Origin of the sequence: Halomonas sp. BN3-1 (assembly GCF_003056325.1) — a bacterium.
Classification (GTDB): domain Bacteria; phylum Pseudomonadota; class Gammaproteobacteria; order Pseudomonadales; family Halomonadaceae; genus Halomonas; species Halomonas litopenaei.
Map to the genome: position 1 here is coordinate 83,712 of NZ_PYVV01000004.1, position 20,528 is coordinate 104,239.

At 66.6% G+C, this 20,528-nt stretch carries 17 protein-coding genes; 10 read left to right on the plus strand and 7 right to left on the minus strand.

The annotated features are described in order from the left end of the window. Nucleotides 1-15 precede the first annotated feature (15 nt). The gene (locus C9F12_RS07025; protein ID WP_108131137.1) at nt 16-1,173 is read left to right on the plus strand and encodes an efflux RND transporter periplasmic adaptor subunit; all 1,158 of its coding nucleotides are present in this window, start codon (nt 16-18) and stop codon (nt 1,171-1,173) included. Nucleotides 1,174-1,176: 3 nt separating this feature from the next. After that, entirely contained in the window at nt 1,177-4,221 is a 3,045-nt protein-coding gene (locus C9F12_RS07030) for an efflux RND transporter permease subunit (RefSeq protein ID WP_108448434.1), read from the plus strand. Between the two features lie 15 nt (nt 4,222-4,236). Here C9F12_RS07030 and C9F12_RS07035 read toward each other — a convergent pair whose 3' ends face one another. The 4 genes from C9F12_RS07035 to dctP all read right to left on the minus strand — a co-directional run bounded on the left by C9F12_RS07035 (nt 4,237) and on the right by dctP (nt 8,423). Next, a complete protein-coding gene (locus C9F12_RS07035) occupies nt 4,237-5,196 on the minus strand; it encodes an alpha/beta fold hydrolase (RefSeq protein WP_108448435.1) in 960 nt (319 codons plus the stop codon). A 196-nt stretch (nt 5,197-5,392) separates the two neighbouring features. After that, the gene (locus C9F12_RS07040) at nt 5,393-6,721 is read right to left on the minus strand and encodes a TRAP transporter large permease subunit (protein ID WP_045991386.1); all 1,329 of its coding nucleotides are present in this window, start codon (nt 6,719-6,721) and stop codon (nt 5,393-5,395) included. After that, entirely contained in the window at nt 6,718-7,230 is a 513-nt protein-coding gene (locus C9F12_RS07045; RefSeq protein ID WP_045991387.1) for a TRAP transporter small permease subunit, read from the minus strand. Before C9F12_RS07045 ends, C9F12_RS07040 begins: the two co-directional genes overlap by 4 nt. Before the next feature lie 86 nt (nt 7,231-7,316). After that, complete coding sequence (gene dctP, locus C9F12_RS07050) at nt 7,317-8,423, minus strand: TRAP transporter substrate-binding protein DctP (protein WP_045991388.1); 1,107 nt, start codon at nt 8,421-8,423, stop codon at nt 7,317-7,319. Nucleotides 8,424-8,797: 374 nt separating this feature from the next. Here dctP and C9F12_RS07055 point away from each other — a divergent pair, with 374 nt between their 5' ends. Genes C9F12_RS07055 through rmuC form a run of 3 tightly spaced genes read left to right on the plus strand, consistent with a single transcriptional unit; the run spans nt 8,798 to nt 14,219 of the window. Then, nucleotides 8,798-11,263 (plus strand): GNAT family N-acetyltransferase, encoded by a 2,466-nt coding sequence (locus tag C9F12_RS07055; RefSeq protein WP_108448436.1) that lies wholly within the window; start codon nt 8,798-8,800, stop codon nt 11,261-11,263. A 34-nt stretch (nt 11,264-11,297) separates the two neighbouring features. After that, on the plus strand, nt 11,298-12,764 hold the full coding sequence (locus C9F12_RS07060; protein ID WP_108131142.1) for an aminoacyl-histidine dipeptidase: 1,467 nt from the start codon (nt 11,298-11,300) through the stop codon (nt 12,762-12,764). Nucleotides 12,765-12,776: 12 nt separating this feature from the next. Beyond that, nucleotides 12,777-14,219 (plus strand): DNA recombination protein RmuC, encoded by a 1,443-nt coding sequence (gene rmuC, locus C9F12_RS07065; RefSeq protein ID WP_108448437.1) that lies wholly within the window; start codon nt 12,777-12,779, stop codon nt 14,217-14,219. Between the two features lie 78 nt (nt 14,220-14,297). Here rmuC and C9F12_RS07070 read toward each other — a convergent pair whose 3' ends face one another. After that, nucleotides 14,298-14,771: a Dps family protein gene (locus C9F12_RS07070; protein ID WP_108131144.1), complete on the minus strand. Its 474-nt coding sequence runs from the start codon at nt 14,769-14,771 to the stop codon at nt 14,298-14,300. Nucleotides 14,772-14,953: 182 nt separating this feature from the next. After that, on the minus strand, nt 14,954-16,090 hold the full coding sequence (locus C9F12_RS07075; protein ID WP_108448438.1) for a glycerate kinase: 1,137 nt from the start codon (nt 16,088-16,090) through the stop codon (nt 14,954-14,956). 212 nt (nt 16,091-16,302) lie between these two features. Here C9F12_RS07075 and C9F12_RS07080 point away from each other — a divergent pair, with 212 nt between their 5' ends. From C9F12_RS07080 to C9F12_RS07095, 4 genes are read left to right on the plus strand one after another with little or no spacing between them, the layout of a single operon-like run. Next, nucleotides 16,303-16,836 carry a hypothetical protein gene (locus C9F12_RS07080; RefSeq protein WP_108195008.1) on the plus strand — a complete coding sequence of 178 codons (534 nt, stop codon included), beginning with the start codon at nt 16,303-16,305 and terminating at the stop codon, nt 16,834-16,836. Nucleotides 16,837-16,853: 17 nt separating this feature from the next. Continuing rightward, the gene (locus C9F12_RS07085) at nt 16,854-17,231 is read left to right on the plus strand and encodes a hypothetical protein (protein ID WP_240184194.1); all 378 of its coding nucleotides are present in this window, start codon (nt 16,854-16,856) and stop codon (nt 17,229-17,231) included. Nucleotides 17,232-17,243: 12 nt separating this feature from the next. Next, nucleotides 17,244-17,831, plus strand: a complete 588-nt coding sequence (locus C9F12_RS07090) for a DUF1007 family protein (RefSeq protein WP_162816405.1) — start codon at nt 17,244-17,246, stop codon at nt 17,829-17,831. Continuing rightward, the gene (locus C9F12_RS07095; RefSeq protein WP_108448440.1) at nt 17,825-18,859 is read left to right on the plus strand and encodes a sodium:proton antiporter; all 1,035 of its coding nucleotides are present in this window, start codon (nt 17,825-17,827) and stop codon (nt 18,857-18,859) included. Before C9F12_RS07090 ends, C9F12_RS07095 begins: the two co-directional genes overlap by 7 nt. Before the next feature lie 108 nt (nt 18,860-18,967). Here C9F12_RS07095 and C9F12_RS07100 read toward each other — a convergent pair whose 3' ends face one another. Continuing rightward, nucleotides 18,968-19,393 (minus strand): HIT domain-containing protein, encoded by a 426-nt coding sequence (locus C9F12_RS07100; protein WP_045991397.1) that lies wholly within the window; start codon nt 19,391-19,393, stop codon nt 18,968-18,970. Nucleotides 19,394-19,484: 91 nt separating this feature from the next. Here C9F12_RS07100 and C9F12_RS07105 point away from each other — a divergent pair, with 91 nt between their 5' ends. Next, the gene (locus C9F12_RS07105; protein ID WP_108448441.1) at nt 19,485-20,231 is read left to right on the plus strand and encodes a sulfite exporter TauE/SafE family protein; all 747 of its coding nucleotides are present in this window, start codon (nt 19,485-19,487) and stop codon (nt 20,229-20,231) included. The last annotated feature ends 297 nt before the right edge of the window (nt 20,232-20,528 follow it).

A 20,528-nucleotide genomic window follows, 5' to 3' on the forward strand; every position in this document is an offset into this window, starting at 1 on the left:
GCCTCAGGAGCCCCCATGACCTTCTCTACGTTTCCTCCGACGTCGCGCCTTGAGCGCCTGCTGGCCAGGTTCAGTCTGCTTGCCGTCGTGGCGCTTGTCGCCGGCTGTGAATCCGACCAGCCGCCCTTGTCCCAGCAGCAGGTACACCCGGTGAAGCTGGTGTCGCTGGACGCCGGGCGCCAGGGCATGTTGATGCGTTATCCCGGCCAGGTGCAGGCCTCGGAGCGTTCGGAGCTGTCGTTCCGGGTCGGTGGGGAACTGCGCGAGCTGGCCGTGCAGCCGGGGGATGAGGTGGAAGCGGGGGACCTTATCGCCCGCCTCGATGATCGTGATGCCAAGAGCCAGCTGGCCAACGCCCGTTCGAGCTACAACCTGGCCGAGGCGACCTACGAGCGTATGCGTATCTCGCTGGAGCGTGGTGCCATCAGTCGGTCCCGCTTCGACGAGGCGCGTGCCGAGTTTCTGTCGGCCCAGGCCCAGCTCAAGCAGGCCCAGGACCAGCTCAGCTACACCGAGCTCAGCGCGCCCTTCAGCGGCGTGATTGCGTCGGTCCCGGTGGACAACTATCAGGTGGTCGGTGCCCAGCAGACCATCGCCGAGCTGCAGCAGCCGGGATCCATCGACGTGACCTTCCAGCTGCCGGAGCAGCAGGTCCGCCGGATCAATGACGAGCGCGCCCAGGCGGTGCAGGACGGCGAGGATGCGGTGGTCTGGGTGACCTTCGCCGAGAACCAGCAGCAGCGCTACCCGGCCCGCTACAAGGAGCACGACAGCAGCGTCAGCCAGGGGTCGCTGAGCTATGAGGTCACCCTGACCCTGCCTGAACCCGACGACATCACGGTGCTGTCGGGCATGAGCGCCACGGTGCTGCTGGACATGAGCGCCCTGACCGGTGATAGCCAGGATCCCTGGCGGGTGCCGGTGGCGGCGGTGGCCACGCGGGAATCGCAGCCTGACCAGGCGGTGGTGTGGCGCTTCGTGCCCGACGACGAGTCCCGCGCCGACGGCCCTGGACGTGTCGAGGCGGTGCCGGTCGTGCCGGGGCGCATCACCACCCAGGGGATGCTGATCGAGGGCGAGCTCGAGGCCGGCGACCGGCTGGTCGCCGCCGGTGCCGAACGCATGCAGGAAGGACGCAGGGTACGACCCTGGATCAAGGAAGAGGGGCTCTGATCGATGGTCGACTACTTTCTGCGCCAGAAGGTCATCAGCTGGATGATCACCCTGCTGCTGGCCGTCGGCGGGGTGGTGTCTTTCTTCGGGCTCGGGCAGCTGGAGTTTCCCGAGTTCACCATCCGCAACGCCATCATTTCGACCCAGTACCCCGGCGCCACGCCGGAACAGGTAGAAGAGGAGGTCACCCTGCGCCTGGAGAAGGCGATCCAGCAGATGCCCGACCTGAAGCGGGTCAGCTCGGTCAACGCCGACGGCCTGTCGCAGATCACCGTGGAGCTCGAGAACACGGTGCGCGAGCACGAACTTGCCCAGTACTGGGACCTGCTGCGGCGCAAGATCAGCGACGTCCAGGCCGAGCTGCCCCCCGGCGCCGGGACCTCCATCGTCAACGATGACTTCGGTGACGTCTTCGGCCTGCTGTTGACCCTGACCGGCGAGGACTACAGCCAGCAGGACCTGGAAGACCACGCCGACCTGCTGCAGCGGGAGCTGCGCCTGGTCGACGGGGTCAAGAAGGTCGCCATCGCCGGCACCGTGCAGGACCAGGTGGTGGTGTCGCTGGACCGTGACCGGATGCGCGCGCTGGGGATCTCGCCACAGCAGTTGAGTGACCTGCTCAACGCCCAGAACGTGGTGGGCGACGCGGGCCATATCAAGCTCGATGGCCTGTCGCTGTCGGTGCAGCCCACCGGCGAGTTCGACAGCGTCGAGTCGCTCGAGCGGCTGGTGGTGGGCCGCCCCGGTGACGGCCTGATCCGCCTTGGCGATATCGCCGAGGTCACTCGCCAGACCACCGATACGCCCCAGTTGCTCTACCACGCAGGGGGGCAGTCCGCGCTGTCCATCGGCATCTCGTTTGGTTCCGGCGTCAACGTGGTGGAGGTCGGCGAACGGGTCGAGAAGCGGCTTTCCGAGCTCGAACAGCGCATGCCGCTGGGCATGGAACTGGCCACCGTCTACCACCAGCCCGAGGTGGTGGAGGACGCGGTCAACGGCTTTCTGATCAACCTGGCCGAGGCGGTCGGCATCGTCATACTGGTGCTGTTGCTGTTCATGGGGGTGCGTAGCGGGCTGCTGATGGGCCTGATCCTGCTGCTGACCATCCTCGGCACCTTCATCATGATGTCGATTCACGGCATCCAGCTGCAGAAGATCTCGCTGGGCGCCTTGATCATTGCCCTCGGCATGCTGGTGGACAACGCCATCGTGGTCACCGAGGGCATGATGATCGGCCTTGCCCGGGGCAAGACCAAGCGCCAGGCGGCGCTGGAGGTGGTCGGTCAGAATCGCCTGCCGCTGCTGGGTGCCACGGTCATCGCGATCACCGCCTTTGCTCCCATCGGGCTGTCGCCGGACGCTACCGGCGAGTTCGTCGGGTCACTGTTCTGGGTATTGTGCTATTCGCTGTTCCTGAGCTGGATCACCGCCCTGACCCTGACCCCCTTCTTCTTCGATCTGTTCTTCAAGGAACGCATCGAAGCGGGCGAGGAGGGGGATAGCGATCCCTATCGTGGCCTGCTGTTCCGGGTGTTTCGCCGCCTGCTGGTGCTGGGGGTTCGATTCCGCTACCTGACATTGGTGCTGGCGGTGGCGCTGCTGGCCGGTGCCTTGTCGCTGTCGGGGCAGGTCAAGAACGCCTTCTTTCCCGACGCCACCACACCGCTGTTCTTTGCCGATGTGTGGTTGCCGGAGGGCACCGACGTGCTGGAGACCGAGCGCACCATCGCGCGCCTCGAGACGCAGGTGCTGGAGATGCAGGACGTGACCCGGGTGACCAGCGTGATCGGTGGCGGCGCACAGCGCTTCACCCTGACCTATGCCCCCGAGGACCGCTATGCGAGTTTTGGTCAGCTGATCGTCGAGACCGAGGACCGCGCGTCCCGGGAAGCCCGCATGAAAGAGGTGATCGAGACCCTGCGCGAGGACTTCCCCCGGGTCCAGTACAAGGTCCAGGCGTTGCAGGTCGGCCCCTCGGCCAAGGCCAGCATCGAGGCGCGCATCTACGGTGACGACCCCGAGACCCTGCACCGCCTGGGCGCCAAGGTGCGTGGCATCTTCCAGGACGAGCCGATGACCGACAGCATCCGACTGTCCTGGAGCAATCGCGAGAGCGTCATCGTGCCCGAGTTCCTCGAGCAACAGGCACGTCGCGTCGGGGTCACCCGGGACGCCCTGCACCAGGCGCTCAGGCTCAATAATGACGGCGAGCAGGTCGGCGTCTACCGCGAAGGCAGCGAGCTGATTCCGATCGTGATGCGCTCCCGAGAGGACCAGCGCCACGACATCGACAACCTCAGCGCGGTCAACGTCTGGAGTGAAGAGCAGGGACGTTATCTCAGCGCCGGCAACGTGCTCGGCGAGCTGCACACCGAGCTGCGTGATCCGCTGATCAAGCGTCGTGACCGGCGTCGCATGCTGGCGGTGTACGCCGAGCCGATGCCGCTGTCCGGTGAGACCGCCGCCAGTGTGCTGGCGCGGCTGCGTCCCCAGGTCGAGGCCATCGAGCTGCCGCCGGGCTACGCCATCGAATGGGGCGGTGAGTACGAAACCGCCAGCGACGCCCAGAAGGCGCTGCTGTCATCGCTGCCCATGGGCCTGCTCGGCATGTTCATCATCACCGTGCTGCTGTTTGGTCGGCTGCGCCAGGCGCTGGCGATCTGGTCGATCGTGCCGCTGATGCTGATCGGTATCATCGGTGGCCTGGCGTTGCTCGGGGCGCCCTTCACCTTCATGGCGCTGCTCGGCACCTTGAGCCTGATCGGCATGGTGCTGAAGAACGCCATCGTGCTGATGGAAGAGATCAACGTGCAGCGTGGCCAGCAGGACAATGCCCACGACGCCGTGATCCAGGCCGCGGTCAGTCGTGTGCGGCCGGTGACCATGGCCGCCGTGACCACCATGCTGGGGATGCTGCCGCTGTTCACCGATGCCTTCTTCGCCTCTATGGCGGTGGTCATCGTGTTCGGTCTGGGAGTCGCCACCCTGTTGACCCTGGTGATCCTGCCGGTGGCGTATTGCACCCTGATGCGAATTCGCGCCGACTGATCCTGCCGCCGCTGCCTAGCCGCCGGCCCCCTGAACGCTGGCCCCATGGGGGCCAGCCTCGTCGGCGATGGGGGACCAGGGGGCGGCTGACACGCCATCTGGCTGCGTCGACGGGGCCCGCTCCACCAGCCAGGAAGAAACCAGCGGCCACAGGGTGTCACGGTGGCGGCGGCGAAATCCTTCCAGGTGCCCCAGCACACCACTGCCCATTACCCTGGGAGACAGCTGCAGGCGCTTGATCGAAGCGCCGGTGAAGTAGCCTGCCAGCAGGTCGATGCTGTCGCTGCTGGCGTAGGGGTCGTCGTCGAGCCCCACCACCAGCAGAGGTAACGTCACGCGGGCGAATCGCACTTCGGCGTTGAGTTCCGGGTCGTCGAAGAAGTAGCGCGGCAGGCTGGTCCAGCGGCTGCACTGGCGGGCCACCCCCTCCGGCACGTCCTCACTGATACCAAGCCGTCGGCAGGGCACATAGCCATTGATCCGGGACAGCATGGGAAACACCAGCTTGAACAGCATCCAGGCGCGCAGCCGCAGCCAGGGTGATGAGATGAAGCGCAGACAGCTGGCATTGCAGGCGATCAGCACCGCGCCGCTCAAGTGTCGACTGGCGTCGCCCAGGCCGATGGCATGGCCACCGAAGCTGTGACCGATGGCAAGCAGCGGCAAGTCCGGCCAGTGCTGGCGAGCCCACTGGGTCACGCTGTCGGCGTCTAGCTCGGCCCAGTCCTGCATGCGCACCCCCAGTTTCTCGAGATGCTCCGGTCGCGACCGCCCGATGCCGCGGTAGTCGTAGCTCAGCACGTGGAAGCCTTGCTCGGCCAGGAATAGTGCGAAGGCCTGATAAAGGCGTTGTGACACCGCCGAAGCGGAGTGAATGATCACCACCCCACGTAGCGGCTGTGTGGCCTCGAAGTGGCTGGCGCCGAGCGGATAGGCATCGGAGGCGGAGAGGGTGAAGCGGGTCACGTTGGCCATGATGCTGCCCTTGCACAGAGTGTCTAAGAACTCTTAATACGATGCAGGAACGGCGTCGAGGCTTTACCCAATCAGGAGCGCGAGGGGGTGAAAAGTCGAAGAATATGCCGGAAACGCACTGTCAAAATCGTCGTTCTAAACGAGTAGCCCCCGCGAAGCGGGGGCTGTGTGGTTGTGCTGGAGGCTACCCTGAGGGTCAGTAGCCCAGCAGCATCGAGGGCAGGCCTGTGACCAGGGCGGGGAAGTAGGACATCAGCACGCAGGCAATCAATATCAGCGCGCAGAACGGGATCACCGCCTTGTACAGGTCGAGGGTCTCGACCTCCGGTGGCGCCACGCCCTTCAGGTAGAACAGCGCATAGCCGAAGGGCGGGGTCAGGAAGGAGGTCTGCAATACCACCGCCACCATCACCACGAACCACAGCATGTCGACGCCCATGGTCTCGATGATCGGCAGCATGATCGGGAAGCTCAGCAGCACGATGCCGGTCCAGTCGAGGAACATGCCCAGCACGAATACCAGCAGGAACATCAGGATCAGTGCGCCGGTGGTGCCACCGGGCATCGCCAGCACCAGTTCGCTGATCACGTCCATGCCGCCGCCGATGGAGAACACCCCGGTGAAGGCGGTCGCCCCCACCAGCACGAACATCACCATGGTGGTGGTCTTGCCGGCCTCGATGAAGGTGTTGTAGCAGGTCGACAGCTTGCGATCACCGAAGATCAGGAACAGCAGGAAGGCCAGGGTCACGCCGATGGCCGAGGCCTCGGTGGCGGTGGCGATACCGGTGAACAGGGCGCCCAGCACCCCGAGGATCAGGCTCATCGGCGGCAGTACGTACTTGCACAAACGGATCACCAGCTCCCCGGTGCTGGTCTCGGCACGCTCCTCGGCGCCTACAGGAGGGCCGAAGTCGGGCTTGATCAGGCAGATCACCAGCACGTAGAGCGCGTACATCGAGCCCAGCAGCAGACCCGGCACCAGGGCTCCGGCGAACAGCGCGCCCACCGACACCGGCGAGTAGCTGGCCATCAGGATCAGCATGATGCTTGGCGGAATCAGGATGCCGAGACAGCCGCTGGCCATGATGACGCCGGCGGACAGGCCCTTGTTGTAGCCGTACTTGAGCATCGGTGCCAGGGCGATCAGGCCCATCACCGCGATGGAGGCGCCGACGATGCCGGTGGTGGCCGCCAGCAGCACCGAGACGATGACCACGGTCAGCGCCAGGCCGCCGCGCACGCGTCCGAGCAACAGGCGCATGCTCTCGAACATCTTCTCGGTGACGCCCGAGTCGTTGAGAAAGCGCGCCATCAGAATAAACAGCGGGATCGCCACCAGGACATAATTGTCCATGGCGCGCCCATAGATGTTGTTGATGATGATGCCGAGCACCTGGGGACCGGGGCCGAACCAGGCGCCGAGTACCGCGACACCGCCCAGCACGAAGGCCAGCGGATGGCCCATGAACAGCCCCAGCATCAGGCCTGCAAACATGAAGATGGTCAGAAGTTCAGCGCTCATTTGGCTTCCTCCACGCCCTGGCCTGTCAGCTCATTGATGGCGCGAATGACGATGGCGATGGCCTGCAGAAGGATCAGCACGCTGGCGATGACCAGCACGGCCTTTACTGGGTAGACCGGGATCGAGACGATGCCGTAGGTGGACTCGGCGCGGCTCCAGGAGCGCTCGAAGAAGCGCCAGCTATAGGTGATGAACATGATGATGAAGGGGGTGAAGAACAGCAGGTAGCCGAGCAGGTCGATCAGTGCGCGACCGCGCCGGGACAGCAGCTGCTTGACGATGTCCACCTCCACATGGGCGTGATGGCGCAGCCCGTAGGCGGCCATCAGCATGAAATGGGTACCGAACAGCATGGTGGTGACGTCGAAGGCCCAATCGCTTGGGCGTCCGATAAAGAAGCGCATCGCGATGTCGTAGACCACCACGAGGGTGATGATCGCGATCAGCGGAGCGATCAAACGGCCGAACCACTCGTTCAAGCAGTCGATGGCCTTGGCAATGGCGTTCATGGTGGGGTTCTCGTCGAAGTCCAACGATGACCGGCGGCCTCGCGCAGAGAGCCGCCGGCCGGTAGTGACAGAAACGTGCCTGGTTGTTACTCGAGGCAGGCTTCGATCTCGTCAAGCGACGGCAGGTTGTCGGTGACGCGGCTCATGTTGTAGGGCACCGAGACGTCACGCCACTGGGCGTAGTCCTGCATGTAGCTGATCATCGACTGGTAGACCTTGCCGAGCATCGGGTCCTCGCAGGAACCCTGCACGATCACCTGGTTGGTGACCTCCTGGATCTGGGCCAGGTCTTCCTCGGACAGCTGGTTGATGGTGGTGCCGTCCTCGAGGAACTTGGCGGTACCCTCGGTGGACTGCTTCTCGGACCAGGCCAGCGACCAGGCCATGGTGGCCTCGGAGGCGATCTTCAGCTTCTCCTGGGTCTCCTCGGACAGAGCGTCCCAGGCGTCCTTGTTGATCATCACACCGAACACGCTGGCAGACTGGTGCCAGCCCGGCGTCATCCAGTAGTCGGCGACCTCGGAGAAGCCGGCCTTGTAGTCGACACCGGGGGTCGAGAACTCGGCGCCGTCGACCACACCACGCTCGATGGCCTGGTAGATCTCGCCGCCGGCCAGGGTGACCTGGGAACCACCAAGCTGCTCGAGCACCCGGCCCTGGTCACGCCCGGACAGACGCAGACGCTTGCCTTCGATGTCGGCGAGAGACGCGATCGGAGTGCCGCCGCGGAAGCCGGACTCGTTGTTGGTGATACCGTAGGGCAGGTAGACCAGGTTGTACTGGCCGTAGATCTCCTGGTAGAGCTCGAAGCCGCCCCACTGGGTGATCCAGTTCAGGTAGTCCATGCCGTTGAACAGGCTGGGGGTGGCTGCCAGCGGCGAGAACGCCGGGCTGCGGCCGGCCCAGTAGCCCGGCCAGTCGCCGGCGGCCTGGATGCTGCCGGTCTCGGTGGCGTCGAAGACCTCGGTGCCGGGCATCAGGGTGCCGCCGGCGTAGAACTCGATCTGGATCTCGTCCCCGGCCAGCTGGTTGACCAGCTCGGCCCAGTGCTTGTCGATCTGGATCAGGTCGAGGTTTTCCGGCCAGGTGGTGGTCATGGTCCACTTTTCCTGGGCCATGGCGCCACTCGACAGGGCGGCCAGGGCGATGCCGGCAGCCATGCTGGTCAGGGTAAACTTGGTCATTTGCTTCATGCAGGTGCTCCCCGTGGGTTGTTGTGTTCTGTGCAAAGGAGGCGATCGCTGCCTCACCGAAATTGCGTCCGGCACCCTGGGCCATTGTCTTGGGTTCGGTGCCTGGGGGTAGTGGCGTTCCAGCGTGGGGTTGGCCCACGATGGCGCCTCGGCTTCATCAAGCTAGCACGGTCTTCAAGAGATGATCGATGCGACCCATGTCGATGAAACGGCACACTTTTTTGGCGGCTGCACAGTCGATGGCGTGAGAAAAAGTTTCGACAATTCAGCAAAATGAATAAGTTAGAGCGACATCTATGCTGCGCTGCCGTAGTCGGCTCGATCGTTTAATCGGCGCAGCCTTTAGACCAAAGTTGATTTATCAGGGAGCCTTAATGTCCCACTTTTTGACCCGACAGGACCTCGCGCGGCTCGCTGCCTTTCGACAGCAACTGCGAGGGCGGCGCTTTCGCGGCTTGCTGTGGGTGAGCGAGGCTCCTGACCGGGCGCGGGGCGTTGCCCACGAGTGCCTGGCCCAAGGCGGATGGTCGGCGCCGCTGTGGGTCGGGGAAACGTCGATCGACGAGGCTGCTGACAGGGCCGGCAACGGGGCCCCTGACAGGGCCGGCACCGGGGCCCATGCCAGGGCCGGCAACGGGGCCCATGACAGGGCCGGCAACCCCCCGCCGTCGCTTGAGCGCCTTCCCGCCGCCAAGGCGCGTACCCGGCTCGGCGGCGAGCACGACCTGGTGGTGTTCGACGCCGCCTCGCCAGGCACTGGCCTCGATCCTGACGCCCTGGGGGCGGTGGCCGGCACCCTGGTGGCGGGAGGCCTGCTGGTGCTGTTGACCGCCGACGACGGTGGCCGCCGACCCGACGACGACTACCGCCGCCTGGCGGCTCACCCTTGGCGGCCGGAACAGCTCACGAGCCGTTATCTAGAGCGCTGCCATCGGCTGCTGGCGGGTTTTCCCGGGATGCTGCGCTGGCGGCAGGGGGAGGGCCTGACGGCAACGCCCGATGATGGCCAGGAAAGCCCTTTTGCCGATGGCTCATGTTCAGACAACCCTTGTCCAGACAGCCCGTGTCTAGACAGCCCCGACCCGGATTGCCTGAGCCCCGACCAGGCCGAGGTGGTACGTCGGCTGACGCGGCTCAGGCGTCGCCGCCCGTTGGTGATCACCGCCGACCGTGGTCGCGGCAAGTCGGCGGCGCTGGGCATCGCCTGCGCCCGCTTGCTGGTCAAGGCCGAGCAGCAGCGCCAGGCGCCGCTGGATATCCTGGTGACCGCGCCACGGGCGTCCTCGGTGGCGCCGGTATTCGAGCGCCTGGCGGCGCTGCTGCCCGAGGGACAGGGCGACGAAAGGGGCTTCGAGGCGCCCGGGGGGCGGGTGCGTTTTATCGCCCCTGACGCTCTGACGGACGCCGTCGCCCGGGGGGAAGCCGGCGGCCCCGGCTCGCTGCTGCTGGTGGACGAGGCGGCGGCGATTCCGGCGGCGCTGCTGGGCGAGTGGCTGGCGGCATTTCCGCGGCTTGCCTTCGCCACCACGGTGCACGGCTACGAGGGCTCGGGGCGAGGCTTTGCGTTGCGCTTTCGTCGTCATCTGGAGGCGCAGACGCCCCAGTGGCAGGACATCGCGCTCAGGACGCCGATACGCTGGGCCGATGGAGACCCCCTTGAGCGGGCCATCGACGCGCTGCTGTGCCTGGATGCAGAACTTCCCACAGTGCCGAAGGGGGCGAGGGTGAGTGCGCCTTGTCCTGGTCAAAAGTTGGCCGAGCTGCCCTGTACCACGCTCGATCGCGAGGTCCTGGCCCGGGACGAAGCCTCCCTGAGAGCCATCTTCGGCCTGCTGGTCCAGGCTCACTACCGCACCACCCCGGCGGACCTGCGGGTGCTGCTTGACGCACCGGCGACCCGCATCTCGATCCTTGGTACACCACGTGCGCCGCTGGCGGTGTGCGTGTACGTCGATGAGGGCGGCTTCGATGCCGATCTGGCCGAGCGAGTGCTGCTGGGACGGCGACGCCCGCGTGGTCACCTGATGGCCCAGTCGCTGGCGGCCCACGCTGGTGAAGCAGCGGCGCTGAAGGCACCCAGCGCCCGCATCACCCGGATTGCCGTACACCCCGACTGGCGCCGCCTGGGGTGCGGGGCGAGGCTAATCCAGGAGGCGGCATGCCAGGCCGAACAGGCCGGCAAGGCGCTGCTGGGGGCGAGCTTCGGCGCCGATCCGGAGCTGCTGGCGTTCTGGCAGGCGCAGGGCTTTCGCCCGGTGCGCCTGGGGCTGACCCGAGAGGCCGCCACCGGCGAGCATGCGGCGATGGTGGCGCTGGCCCTGGGGGAGCACAACCGGGACCTGATCGAGCGGCTGTCGCGGCGCTTTGAGCGGCAGTTGCCGGGGCTGCTGGCGTTCGAACTGACACGCCTGTCGCCACCTTTGGTGCTGGCGTTGCTGGCGAGCGTCGAGGACTGCTTCTCGCTCGACGCCGAAGACCGCTTTTCGCTCGACGCCGAAGATCGCTTTTCTCTCGACGCCGAGGATCGTCGTGAGCTCCAGGACCTGGCCAGGGGCCAGCGCGAGCCGGCGCTGGCGCGTCCGGCCATCCAGGCCCTGGTGCGTCGGCTGGCGTCGCTGTCACTGTCGCCGCCCATGTCGTCGTCCATGTCCAAGGCCGACGATGACCACGACAGTCTGGCCTGGCTCGCAGCGTGGGCGTTTCAGGGACGTTCGGAAAGTTCCCTGGCGCAGGGGCTATCGCTGCGCGGCAAGGCACAGGTCAAGCAATGGTTGCGGGACGCCGTGGGCCGAGCCCTGGCACTGCTGGAGACCCTTTCCAAGGCCCCGGTGCGAGGGTAGAGTGCCAACATTCGCAAAGGCAGACATAGACATCATGAACGAACATCTCGATAGCCTCGCTCCGACCGCCGTCTGGCGTCACTTCCGTACCCTGTGCAACACGCCGCGCCCCTCGGGCCACGAGGCGGCTCTGGTCGAGATCCTTGAAGCCTGGGCAGACGAGCGCGGCATCGCCCACGACCGTGACGCCTACGGCAACCTGCGCCTGTCCAAGCCGGCGAGCCCCGGGCGCGAAGGGGCACCGGGTGTGATCCTCCAGGGCCATCTGGACATGGTGGCCCAGGCCAACGCCGACAAGCCCCACGACTTCACCCGGGATCCCATCGTCACGCGGGTCGAGGACGGCTGGCTCAAGGCCGACCAGACCACCCTGGGCGCCGACAATGGCCTGGGGGTGGCGGCGGCGCTGGCGATCCTCGGCGATGATGAACTCGTCCATGGTCCGCTGGAGGCGATCTTCACCCTGGAGGAAGAGACCTCCATGGGCGGTGCGCTGAATCTGGCCGAAGGCTGGCTGGAGGGCAGTCTGTTGCTCAACCTGGACTCCGAGGACCGTGGCCAGGTCTACATCGGTTGTGCCGGTGGCGCCGACGTGGTGGTCGAGGCCCAGTTGCCGGTGGAGTCGGTGGGCGAGGACGAAGAAGCCCTGACGCTGAGCCTCAAGGGACTGCGTGGTGGCCACTCCGGGATCGATATCGACAAGGGGCTGGGCAACGCCAATCGCCTGCTGGTGCGGGTGCTGCGCGCCCTCGACAGCTGCGAGGTGCGCCTGGTCGACTACCGTGGCGGCACCCTGAGAAACGCCATCCCCCGCGAGGCCGAGGCGGTGGTGATGGTGCCTCGGGACGAGATCGACGCGCTGCGCTCGCGCATCGAGCGCCTCGAGGCCGATATGCGCCGAGAGCTGTCCGGCGTCGACGAGGGCCTGCGGCTGACCCTGGAGCCCTGCGCCACGCCGCGCGAGGAAGCGCTGACCCGCCACGCCAGCCGCCTGCTGGTGGCGGCGTTGCACGCCGCGCCCTGCGGTGTCGAGCGCATGAGCGTCGAGGTGCCAGGCGTAGTCGAGACCTCCAACAACCTGGGCGTGGTCAGCCTCGAGAACGGCCGCTTTCACCTGTGCGCCCTGGTGCGTTCACTGCGCGACAGCGCCACCATGGATCTGGCCGAGCGCTTCACCGCGCTGTTCGAGCTGATCGGTGCCCGTACCCGGGTCGAGAACGGCTACCCCGGCTGGACGCCTCAGCCCGACAGCGACCTGCTCAAGCGCTTCTGTGAGCTGCATCGTCAGCGCCTGGCGGTGGACCCGGAGATCAAGGTCATCCACGCCGGGCTCGAGTGCGGGATTCTCGGCGGCAAGTACCCCGAGCTTCAGATGATTTCCTTCGGCCCCCTGATTCGCGGCGCCCACTCGCCGGACGAGCGCGTCGAGATCGCTTCGGTGGAGGAATTCTACGGCCTGCTCAAGGCGCTGATCGGCGACCTGGCCGAGGGCACCCGCTGATATGAGGCTGAGATGAGTCCGGCTCTCGAGTCACTGTTCGCCCAGCCCCTGGCGCCGGCTCTTGCCGGCGTCTCGCTGCTGGCGATTGCGTTGCTGGCGCTGGCCTGGCGAGGGCATCGACAGGGGCAGCGGCGTGAACAGGCCCTGGCAGCAGAGCTCGAGACGACCAAGGCTCAGCTCGAGCAGCGGCGCGAGGCCGCACGCCAGCTCGAGCAGGAGCTGGCCATCAGCGATGCCCAGCTCGACGCCAGCCGAGAGCAGCTCGAGACCCAGCGGGGCGAGCTCGGCGCCGCCCGTCAGCAGCTCGCCGATGTGCGTGAGCACAATGCCCGCCTGGAGACCGAGCGCGAGCAGATGGCGGCGCGTCATCGCGAGCAGATGGCGCTGGTGGAATCCTCCCGGGAGCAGCTCAAGCAGGAATTTCATCGGCTCGCAGGCCAGGTCTTCGACGAGCGCCAGCAGGCCTACCAGACCCAGAGCCGCGAGGGACTCGAGTCGCTGCTCAAGCCGTTTCGCGAGCAGGTGGACCAGTTCCGCCAACGGGTCGAGGACCTGACCGGACAGCACAGCCGCGAGGCGGTATCGCTCAAGGCCCAGATCGAGCAGCTGGCGGGTCTCAACGCCCGCCTCGGCGAGGAGGCGGCGGGGCTTGCCCGGGCGCTCAAGGGCGACCAGAAGGCCCAGGGCGGCTGGGGCGAGTTGATGCTGGAGACCGTGCTGGAACGCAGCGGCCTGCGGCGCGACATCGAGTACCGTCGCGAGGTGTCGATGAACGGCGAGCAGGGACGCCAGCGTCCCGACGCCATCATCTACCTGCCCGAGGATCGCCACCTGATCGTCGACGCCAAGGTCTCCCTGACCGCCTGGACCCGGGTGGTCAACGCCGACGACGAGACCGAGCGCGAAAGCGCCATGAGCGCCCACCTGACCTCGCTGCGCAGCCATATCCGCGGACTCGCCGCCAAGGACTACCCGGCCCTGCCGGGGCTGCATTCGCCGGACTTCGTGTTCCTGTTTGTACCGGTGGAACCGGCCTTCGCCGCGGCCTTCGAGCGTGATCCCTCGCTGTTCCAGGAAGCCTTCGACCGCCAGGTGGTGGTGGTCACCCCGACCACCCTGCTGGCCAGTCTGCGTACCGTGGCGGGGCTCTGGAGCATGGAGCGCCAGAACGAGAACGCCCGGGTCATCGTGTCACGGGCAGAGCGCCTGCTGGCCAAGTTCTCGGGGTTCGTCGACAGCCTCGACGACGTCGGCAAGCACCTGGAGCGCGCCAGCGCCAGTCATCACCAGGCGATGAACCGGCTGTCCCAGGGCCAGGGCAGCCTGGTCGCTCAGGCGCTCGAGCTCGAACGCCTCGGCGCGCGTATGAAAAAGCCGCTGCCGGAGGAGCTCAAAAGGGCGGCTCAGTCGCCGGCGACGCTGGGCAACGATGGTCAGGCCGTCGACGACGCCTGAAGGGACCGCCGTAAACGACGACGCCCCGCTCAAGCCGAGCGGGGCGTCTTCCTTTGCACTGCGTGGGTCGCCAGGGGGTCAGCCCAGGTAGGCGCCCAGCATCCACACGGTCTTTTCCTGCTCGCGGATGTAGTCTCCGACCTGGGAGGCGGTGCCTTCATCGTCGGCGTCGGAGGCCACGGACAGGATCTCGCGCTGCAGTTCGATCAGCCGCTGGTAGCCTTCCAGCACGCCGCGCACGCAGGCTTCGCCGTCATGCACGTCCTTGGCCTCGGTGATGCGCGACAGCGAGATATAGTCGCTGTAGGCGTGAACCGGCTTGTGTCCGAGGGTCAGGATGCGCTCGGCGACCTCGTCCACCTTGGCCAGCAGGTCGGTGTAGAATTCCTCGAATTTTTCGTGGAGTTCGAAGAAGTTCGAGCCCTTCACGTTCCAGTGATAGCCACGAACGTTCATGTAGAAGATCTGGTAGTTGGCCAGGAGCTCGTTGAGCTTTTCGGCCAGATCGCTGGCGCTGCCTGAATGCAGGCCGATGGCGTTAGTGTCGCTCATGCAATACCTCCTTGATCGCTGTGTTCCAGTCTATCCCTAAGGGAGGGCGTTGGAGAGTGAATCTCTTCCATCGCCACGATAGCGTCCATTGATGACGCCTGCCTATGACGTAGGGATGACATAGGGACGACGAAGGCCGCTTTCAAGGGCAGCCCTGTCACCTTGGTAGGCCGAGCCTCCCTTCAACGGCCGATGGCCTGGAGCGTGCGAATCAGGTTCTCGCTGCGATCGGCGAGCAGCTCGGCGCAGCGTTCCAGCGCCTCGTCCAGTGCCATCGGGCCGTCGGCCAGGGCGAAGGCGGCGCTGACGCCCTCGTCCAGCGCCGCCTGCCAGCCTGGCGCCATACGACCGGCCAGCACGATCACTGGCACCCCCTTTGCGCGGGCCGCCCGCGAAATGCCGATCGGGGTCTTGCCCGACAGGCTCTGGCCATCGAGCTGACCCTCGCCGGTGATCACCAGATCCGCTCGTGCCAGGCGTTCGTCCATGCCGGCCTGTTCCATGATCATCTCGATACCTGGGCGAAGCTCGCCGCCAAGGAAGGCAGCGACGGCAAAGCCCATGCCCCCGGCCGCGCCAGTGCCGGGGGCGTCGCGCAGGTCCTCGCCGAGGCACTCGGCAGCCTTGTCGGCCCAGTGCGCCAGGGCGGCGTCCAGGCGCGCTACATCGGCTTCGCTGGCACCCTTCTGGGGACCGAAGACCGCGCTGGCGCCGCGCTCGCCCAGCAGCGGATTGTCCACGTCCACCGCCGCCTCCACCCTGACATCGGCCAGGCGCGAATCGAGCCCCGACAGATCCACCCGTGCCAGTCCCTCGAGTCCCGCCCCGGTGGGGGGAATCGGCTGGTCGTCGGCGTCGAGCAGGCGTGCACCCAGGGCCACCAGCATGCCGGCGCCCCCGTCGTTGGTGGCGCTGCCGCCCAGGGTAATCAACAGGCGTTCGGCGCCAGCGTCCAGGGCGGCCAGGATCAGCTCGCCGACACCGTGGGTGGTGCTGTCCAGCGCGGTGCGCTCTGACGGGCCCAGCGCCTGCAGGCCGCTGGCCTCGGCCAGCTCGATATAGCCGGTGCGGGACGCTGGGTGCCAACCCCAGGCGGCCTCGGCGGGGCGCTCCAGGGCGTCCTGTACCCTGGCGCTGCGTTTTTCGGCCCCGGTGGCGCCGAGCAGGGCGTCGAGGCTGCCCTCGCCACCATCGGCCATGGGGCACTCGTCGATGGTGATGTCCGGGTCGGCGCGGCGGGCCCCCTCGGCAATGGCGCGGGCGGCGTCGCTGGCGGCCAGGGCATCCTTGTAGCTGTCGGGGCAGATCAACAGGTTCATGGTCGGTCCTCTGGTGAAAAGGTGGGCGCACGCCTGAGGGGCGACAGGCGGATCGCCGCTGGGCCCGAGGTTCGGCTGGGCGAGCGTTTGCCCGTGGCTCGGGACAGCGTAGACTCTTGACAGTATTTCACGCCCCTGGCTGGGAGGTCCTGATGCAAATGTACAAAAATTTGCCCGATAGAGGCCGCAACATTTGGGCGAAATGCTCATCAGTGGCGGTGCTGGGCCTGTTGCCCTGGCTAAGCGCCTGTCAGAGCACGCCTCAGCAGATGCCGGTGGCGGAACCCGCTCCCTCGTCCGGGTGTCAATGGCCGGTGGTAGCCGGCTCGGTATCCCTGGCCGATGTGGTCACGGTGCTGGAAGGCCGCGACTTCCTGGTGCGTGATACCGATACCGCACTCGGGGTGGTCAGCGCCGAGAAGACCGAGCGCACCACCTACCATAACGCCGACGCCGTGCGCCCACGCCTGGGCGGCTTCGTGCTGGGTGGCAGCGGTGGCCACGTCGGCGCCGGCGTAGGGGTCGGCTTTGGCTCCTGGGGCTGGGGTACCAACGACGATGCGACCCGGGTCGAGCGGGTCTCGGTGGCGCTGGATGGCCAGGACGTCCGTCTGACGCGGGATATTCGCCTGTTTGACTGGACCGGCCAGCTACGTGAGTCGCGCACCGCCAGTGACGCCGACTTCTGTGCATCGGTGCGTCAGCAACTGGCGTCGGTGGCATCCAGCAGCGGGGGTGTGCAATGACGCGAAGGTGGACATCAGTGGAGCGAAAGGCCCCCGGAAAGAGACTGCTGGCGGTGGTGCTGATGGCCGTCTGGCTGTCGGGGTGCGCCGGCTCATCATCGATGGCCGAGCCGCCGCGCCAGATGCTGGTCGCGGTAGCGCCCGGGCCGGCCCTGAACGAAACCCTGGCGATGCTGATGGAGCAGGGCTATGTCATCACCCAGGCCGACGGCGAACTGGGGCGTATCGACGCCTCCCTGGCACGTCCGCCGGGCTATCGCATCGAGGCGAGGGGCGAGCCTGCCGGCGCCTCCGGTGCCAGCGTCTCGCTGCAAGGCTACCGTGGCGGGCGGCGCCTGCCGCCTGCGGTGGTGGAACCCCTGTTTGTCGAACTACAAGGAAGACTCGCCCGTTGATCTATCTCTCGCGTGCTGTGGCCGGATTTCAGGCCGCTTTGGACTTGCATCGCCGCGCCGTGGCGGCATTTCTTCTGTCTCTCGCGCTGGGCGCCGGCCTGTGGCTGGCGCCTGGATCCCTTCTACAGCCTGGTGCTGCTCGAGGAGGCTCGCGCCGCCGAGGATGGCCAGGACGCCGCGCTGGATCGCCTGGGGGGCGACATGCTGGTCAATCTTGCGCCTCGGGACTTCTTTACCGAGGCCGAGGTCGACGGCCAGGCGCTGGCCTTCGCAGCGGTCAGCGAAGCCACGGTGATGGCCCGTGACGAGCGCGTGGTGCTGCACTTTCGGCTGCCGCTGGCCGAGCCTCAGGACCTTGCCGGCAGTACCCTGGAATATCGCGTCTTCGATCCCTCCTACTACGTCGAGGTGGTGCACGAAGCCGACGACGAGGGGCCTCTGGCCCAGGCGTTGAGCGTGCCGGATGCCTGTCAGGCGTCGATCATCGTCGCCGACCCCGATCCCGAGAAGGTCATGGCGGCGGCCCAGCTCGATGTCGACGATAGCGCCCCCCAGGGGCTCGGTCGCTTCTTTGCCGAGACGGGGCGGGTGTCATGCTGAGCAGGCAACGCCCCTGGCTGCAGCTGGTTCTGGCACTGGGCGTGGTGGCGGTGCTCATCCTGGCGCTCGAGGCCAGCGGTGCGCTGGACGCCCTCGGACACTGGGTCATCGCCATGCAGGCCGACCTGCACCGCCGGTTGACCCAGGCGGTAACGCTGCTCGACCGGACGCCTTCCTCCGACGCCTGGCTGACCTTGATCGGCCTGAGCCTGTTCTACGGTGTCTTCCATGCCGCCGGGCCAGGCCACGGCAAGGCCGTGATCAGTGCCTACCTGGTCTCCCAGGGCGGAGCCTGGCGGCGGGCCCTGGCGCTGTCGGTGGCGGCCGCCCTGCTGCAGGGTGCGGTGGCCATCGTGCTGATCCTGGCGCTGGTGCAGGGGCTTGGCTGGCTGACCCGGGAGGCTCTGGGCAGCGTGGTCTGGGTTGAGCGACTGAGCTTTGCGCTGGTCGCGCTGCTGGGCCTGTGGCTGAGTGCACGGGCGCTTGGACGACTGCTCAAGATCGCGCGATCCTCCTCGGCGGACCCGGCGCCTTCTCATGATGGCCACCATGGCCCTCATGAACCGCACCGCCACCACCAATACCACGGTCACCACGAACACCACGATTGCTGCTCCGGCCATCATCATGTCTCGCCCCACGGGCCGCGTCGGGAGGCCTGGCTTGCGGTGCTGGCGATCGGCGCAAGACCCTGCTCCGGGGCGGTGCTGCTGATGGGGGTGACCAGCCTGCTCGGCCAGCCCTGGATGGGGGTGGCTGCGGTACTGGCGATGTCGCTGGGTACTGCCTTGACGGTATCGACGCTGGGGCTTGCCAGCGTGTTGGCGCGGGACTGGGTCGCCGCCCGTGCCGCACGGACCTCCGCCGCTCGTGGTCGAGTGATGGCGCGGCTGGGTGCGCTGGTGGCGCTGACCGGGGGGCTGTTGATCGCCGGGCTCGGGATCCTGCTGATGTCTCAGGTCGGCGCCAGCGACCCCAGCCTGCCACTGATGTCCCCCGGAGGGCGACCAGGGGGACTGGGAGCCTGAGCCAGGCCGCTTCGACCTGGCTTTCGCGATGGGACCTGGGCTGTAGTCCGCTATCTGGCGGCCCGGGGCCATGCCCGGGGCACTGCCCCGAGCATCACACCGTCTCGTTCAACCCTTGAAGGACAGCCCGCCTGCCAGCGCCAGGATACGGTCCTTGGTGGCGGCAAGGCTGTCCTTGTCGTAGGGCGTCGCCTGGCCCTGACCCCACACCGGGCCCGGCCAGGCGGGGTCGCCCTGGTGGCGAACGATGACGTGGATGTGCAGTTGCGCGACCATATTGCCGAGGCTGGCGATATTGAGCTTGTCGCCGCTGGCATAGGCCTTCAACGCCTTGCCGATGCGGGTGGCCTCTCGCCATAGCTGCTGCTGGTCCTGTTCGGACAGATCGTACACCTCGCTCACCTCGGCGCGGCGCGGGATCAGCACCAGCCAGGGATAGCGGGCGTCGTCCATCAGCCGCAGCTGACACAGTGGCAGTTCGGTGATGGGGTAGCTGTCCGCGACGAGGCGCGGATCGACGACGAAGTCGCTCATGCAAGGCCTCCAGGATGGTGTCCAGCGCCTAGGGTACATCAGAGCGGGTGGGCAGGGTGACAAGGTAGATGATTCGAACAGAGGACGACAGATGACGCCAGTCGAGGGAGTGGCCCTGCTGCTTGCGGGTATCGTGGCAGGTTTTATCAATGTGCTGGCGGCCGGGGGCTCGATGCTGACCCTGCCGCTGTTGATGTTTCTGGGCCTGCCGCCGCAGGTGGCCAACGGTACCAACCGGGTGTCGATCACCCTGCAAAGCGTGTCGGCGGTGGCCAACTTTTTCCGCGCCGGCGCCCGTCATATCCGTCTCAGCCTGCGCCTGTCGGTGCCCGCGGTACTGGGCTCGATGCTGGGGGTGTGGCTGGCGCTCAGGGTCAGCGACGCCCTGTTCGAAACCATTTTGATGGTGGTGATGGTGGCCGCGGCGATCATCATGCTGTTGCCCCAGCCGAAGCTCGACACCCGCCCGCTGACCGTCGATCGACTGACCCCTGGGGTCTATCTGGCGATGTTTGTCATCGGGCTCTATGGCGGCTTTCTGCAGGTGGGTGTCGGCATCCTGTTCATGATCGTGCTCTATCGCATGCTCAAGATCGATCTTGGCCAGGTCAACGCCTTCAAGGTACTGATCATCCTGGTCTACACCCTGCCGGCGCTGGCCATCTTCCTGTGGCACGACCAGGTGCGCTGGAGCTACGGCCTGGTGCTGGCTGCCGGCAGCATGACCGGGGCCTGGCTGGCGGTGAAGGTCAACATGAGCTCCCGGGGCGCCATGGTGGTCAAGTGGCTGACGGTGGCGGTGATTGCCGTGATCATCCTCAAGTTGGCGCTGTCATAAGCGGCCACGCGGCGGTCATGCTCAAGGTGGCGCTATCGTGAGGGTCTTCGCCGTGATCATCCTCAAGCTGGCGCTATCATAAGCGGCCACGCGATGGTCATGTCCCAGGTGGCGCTGTCGTGAGTGGCTTGGCACTGACGTGAAGGGGCTTCGCAGTTGCCGGACGGCGTCTGGCGTTGTGCCGTGTGGCGGATTACCTCGTCCGAGCGTTGGCTGGGAGGCTAGCGATGGGCGGTGATCGTGCTAGATTGTCAGAGGATGATGTATTTCGCTTACCTGCCTGGCTGCAAGGAGATA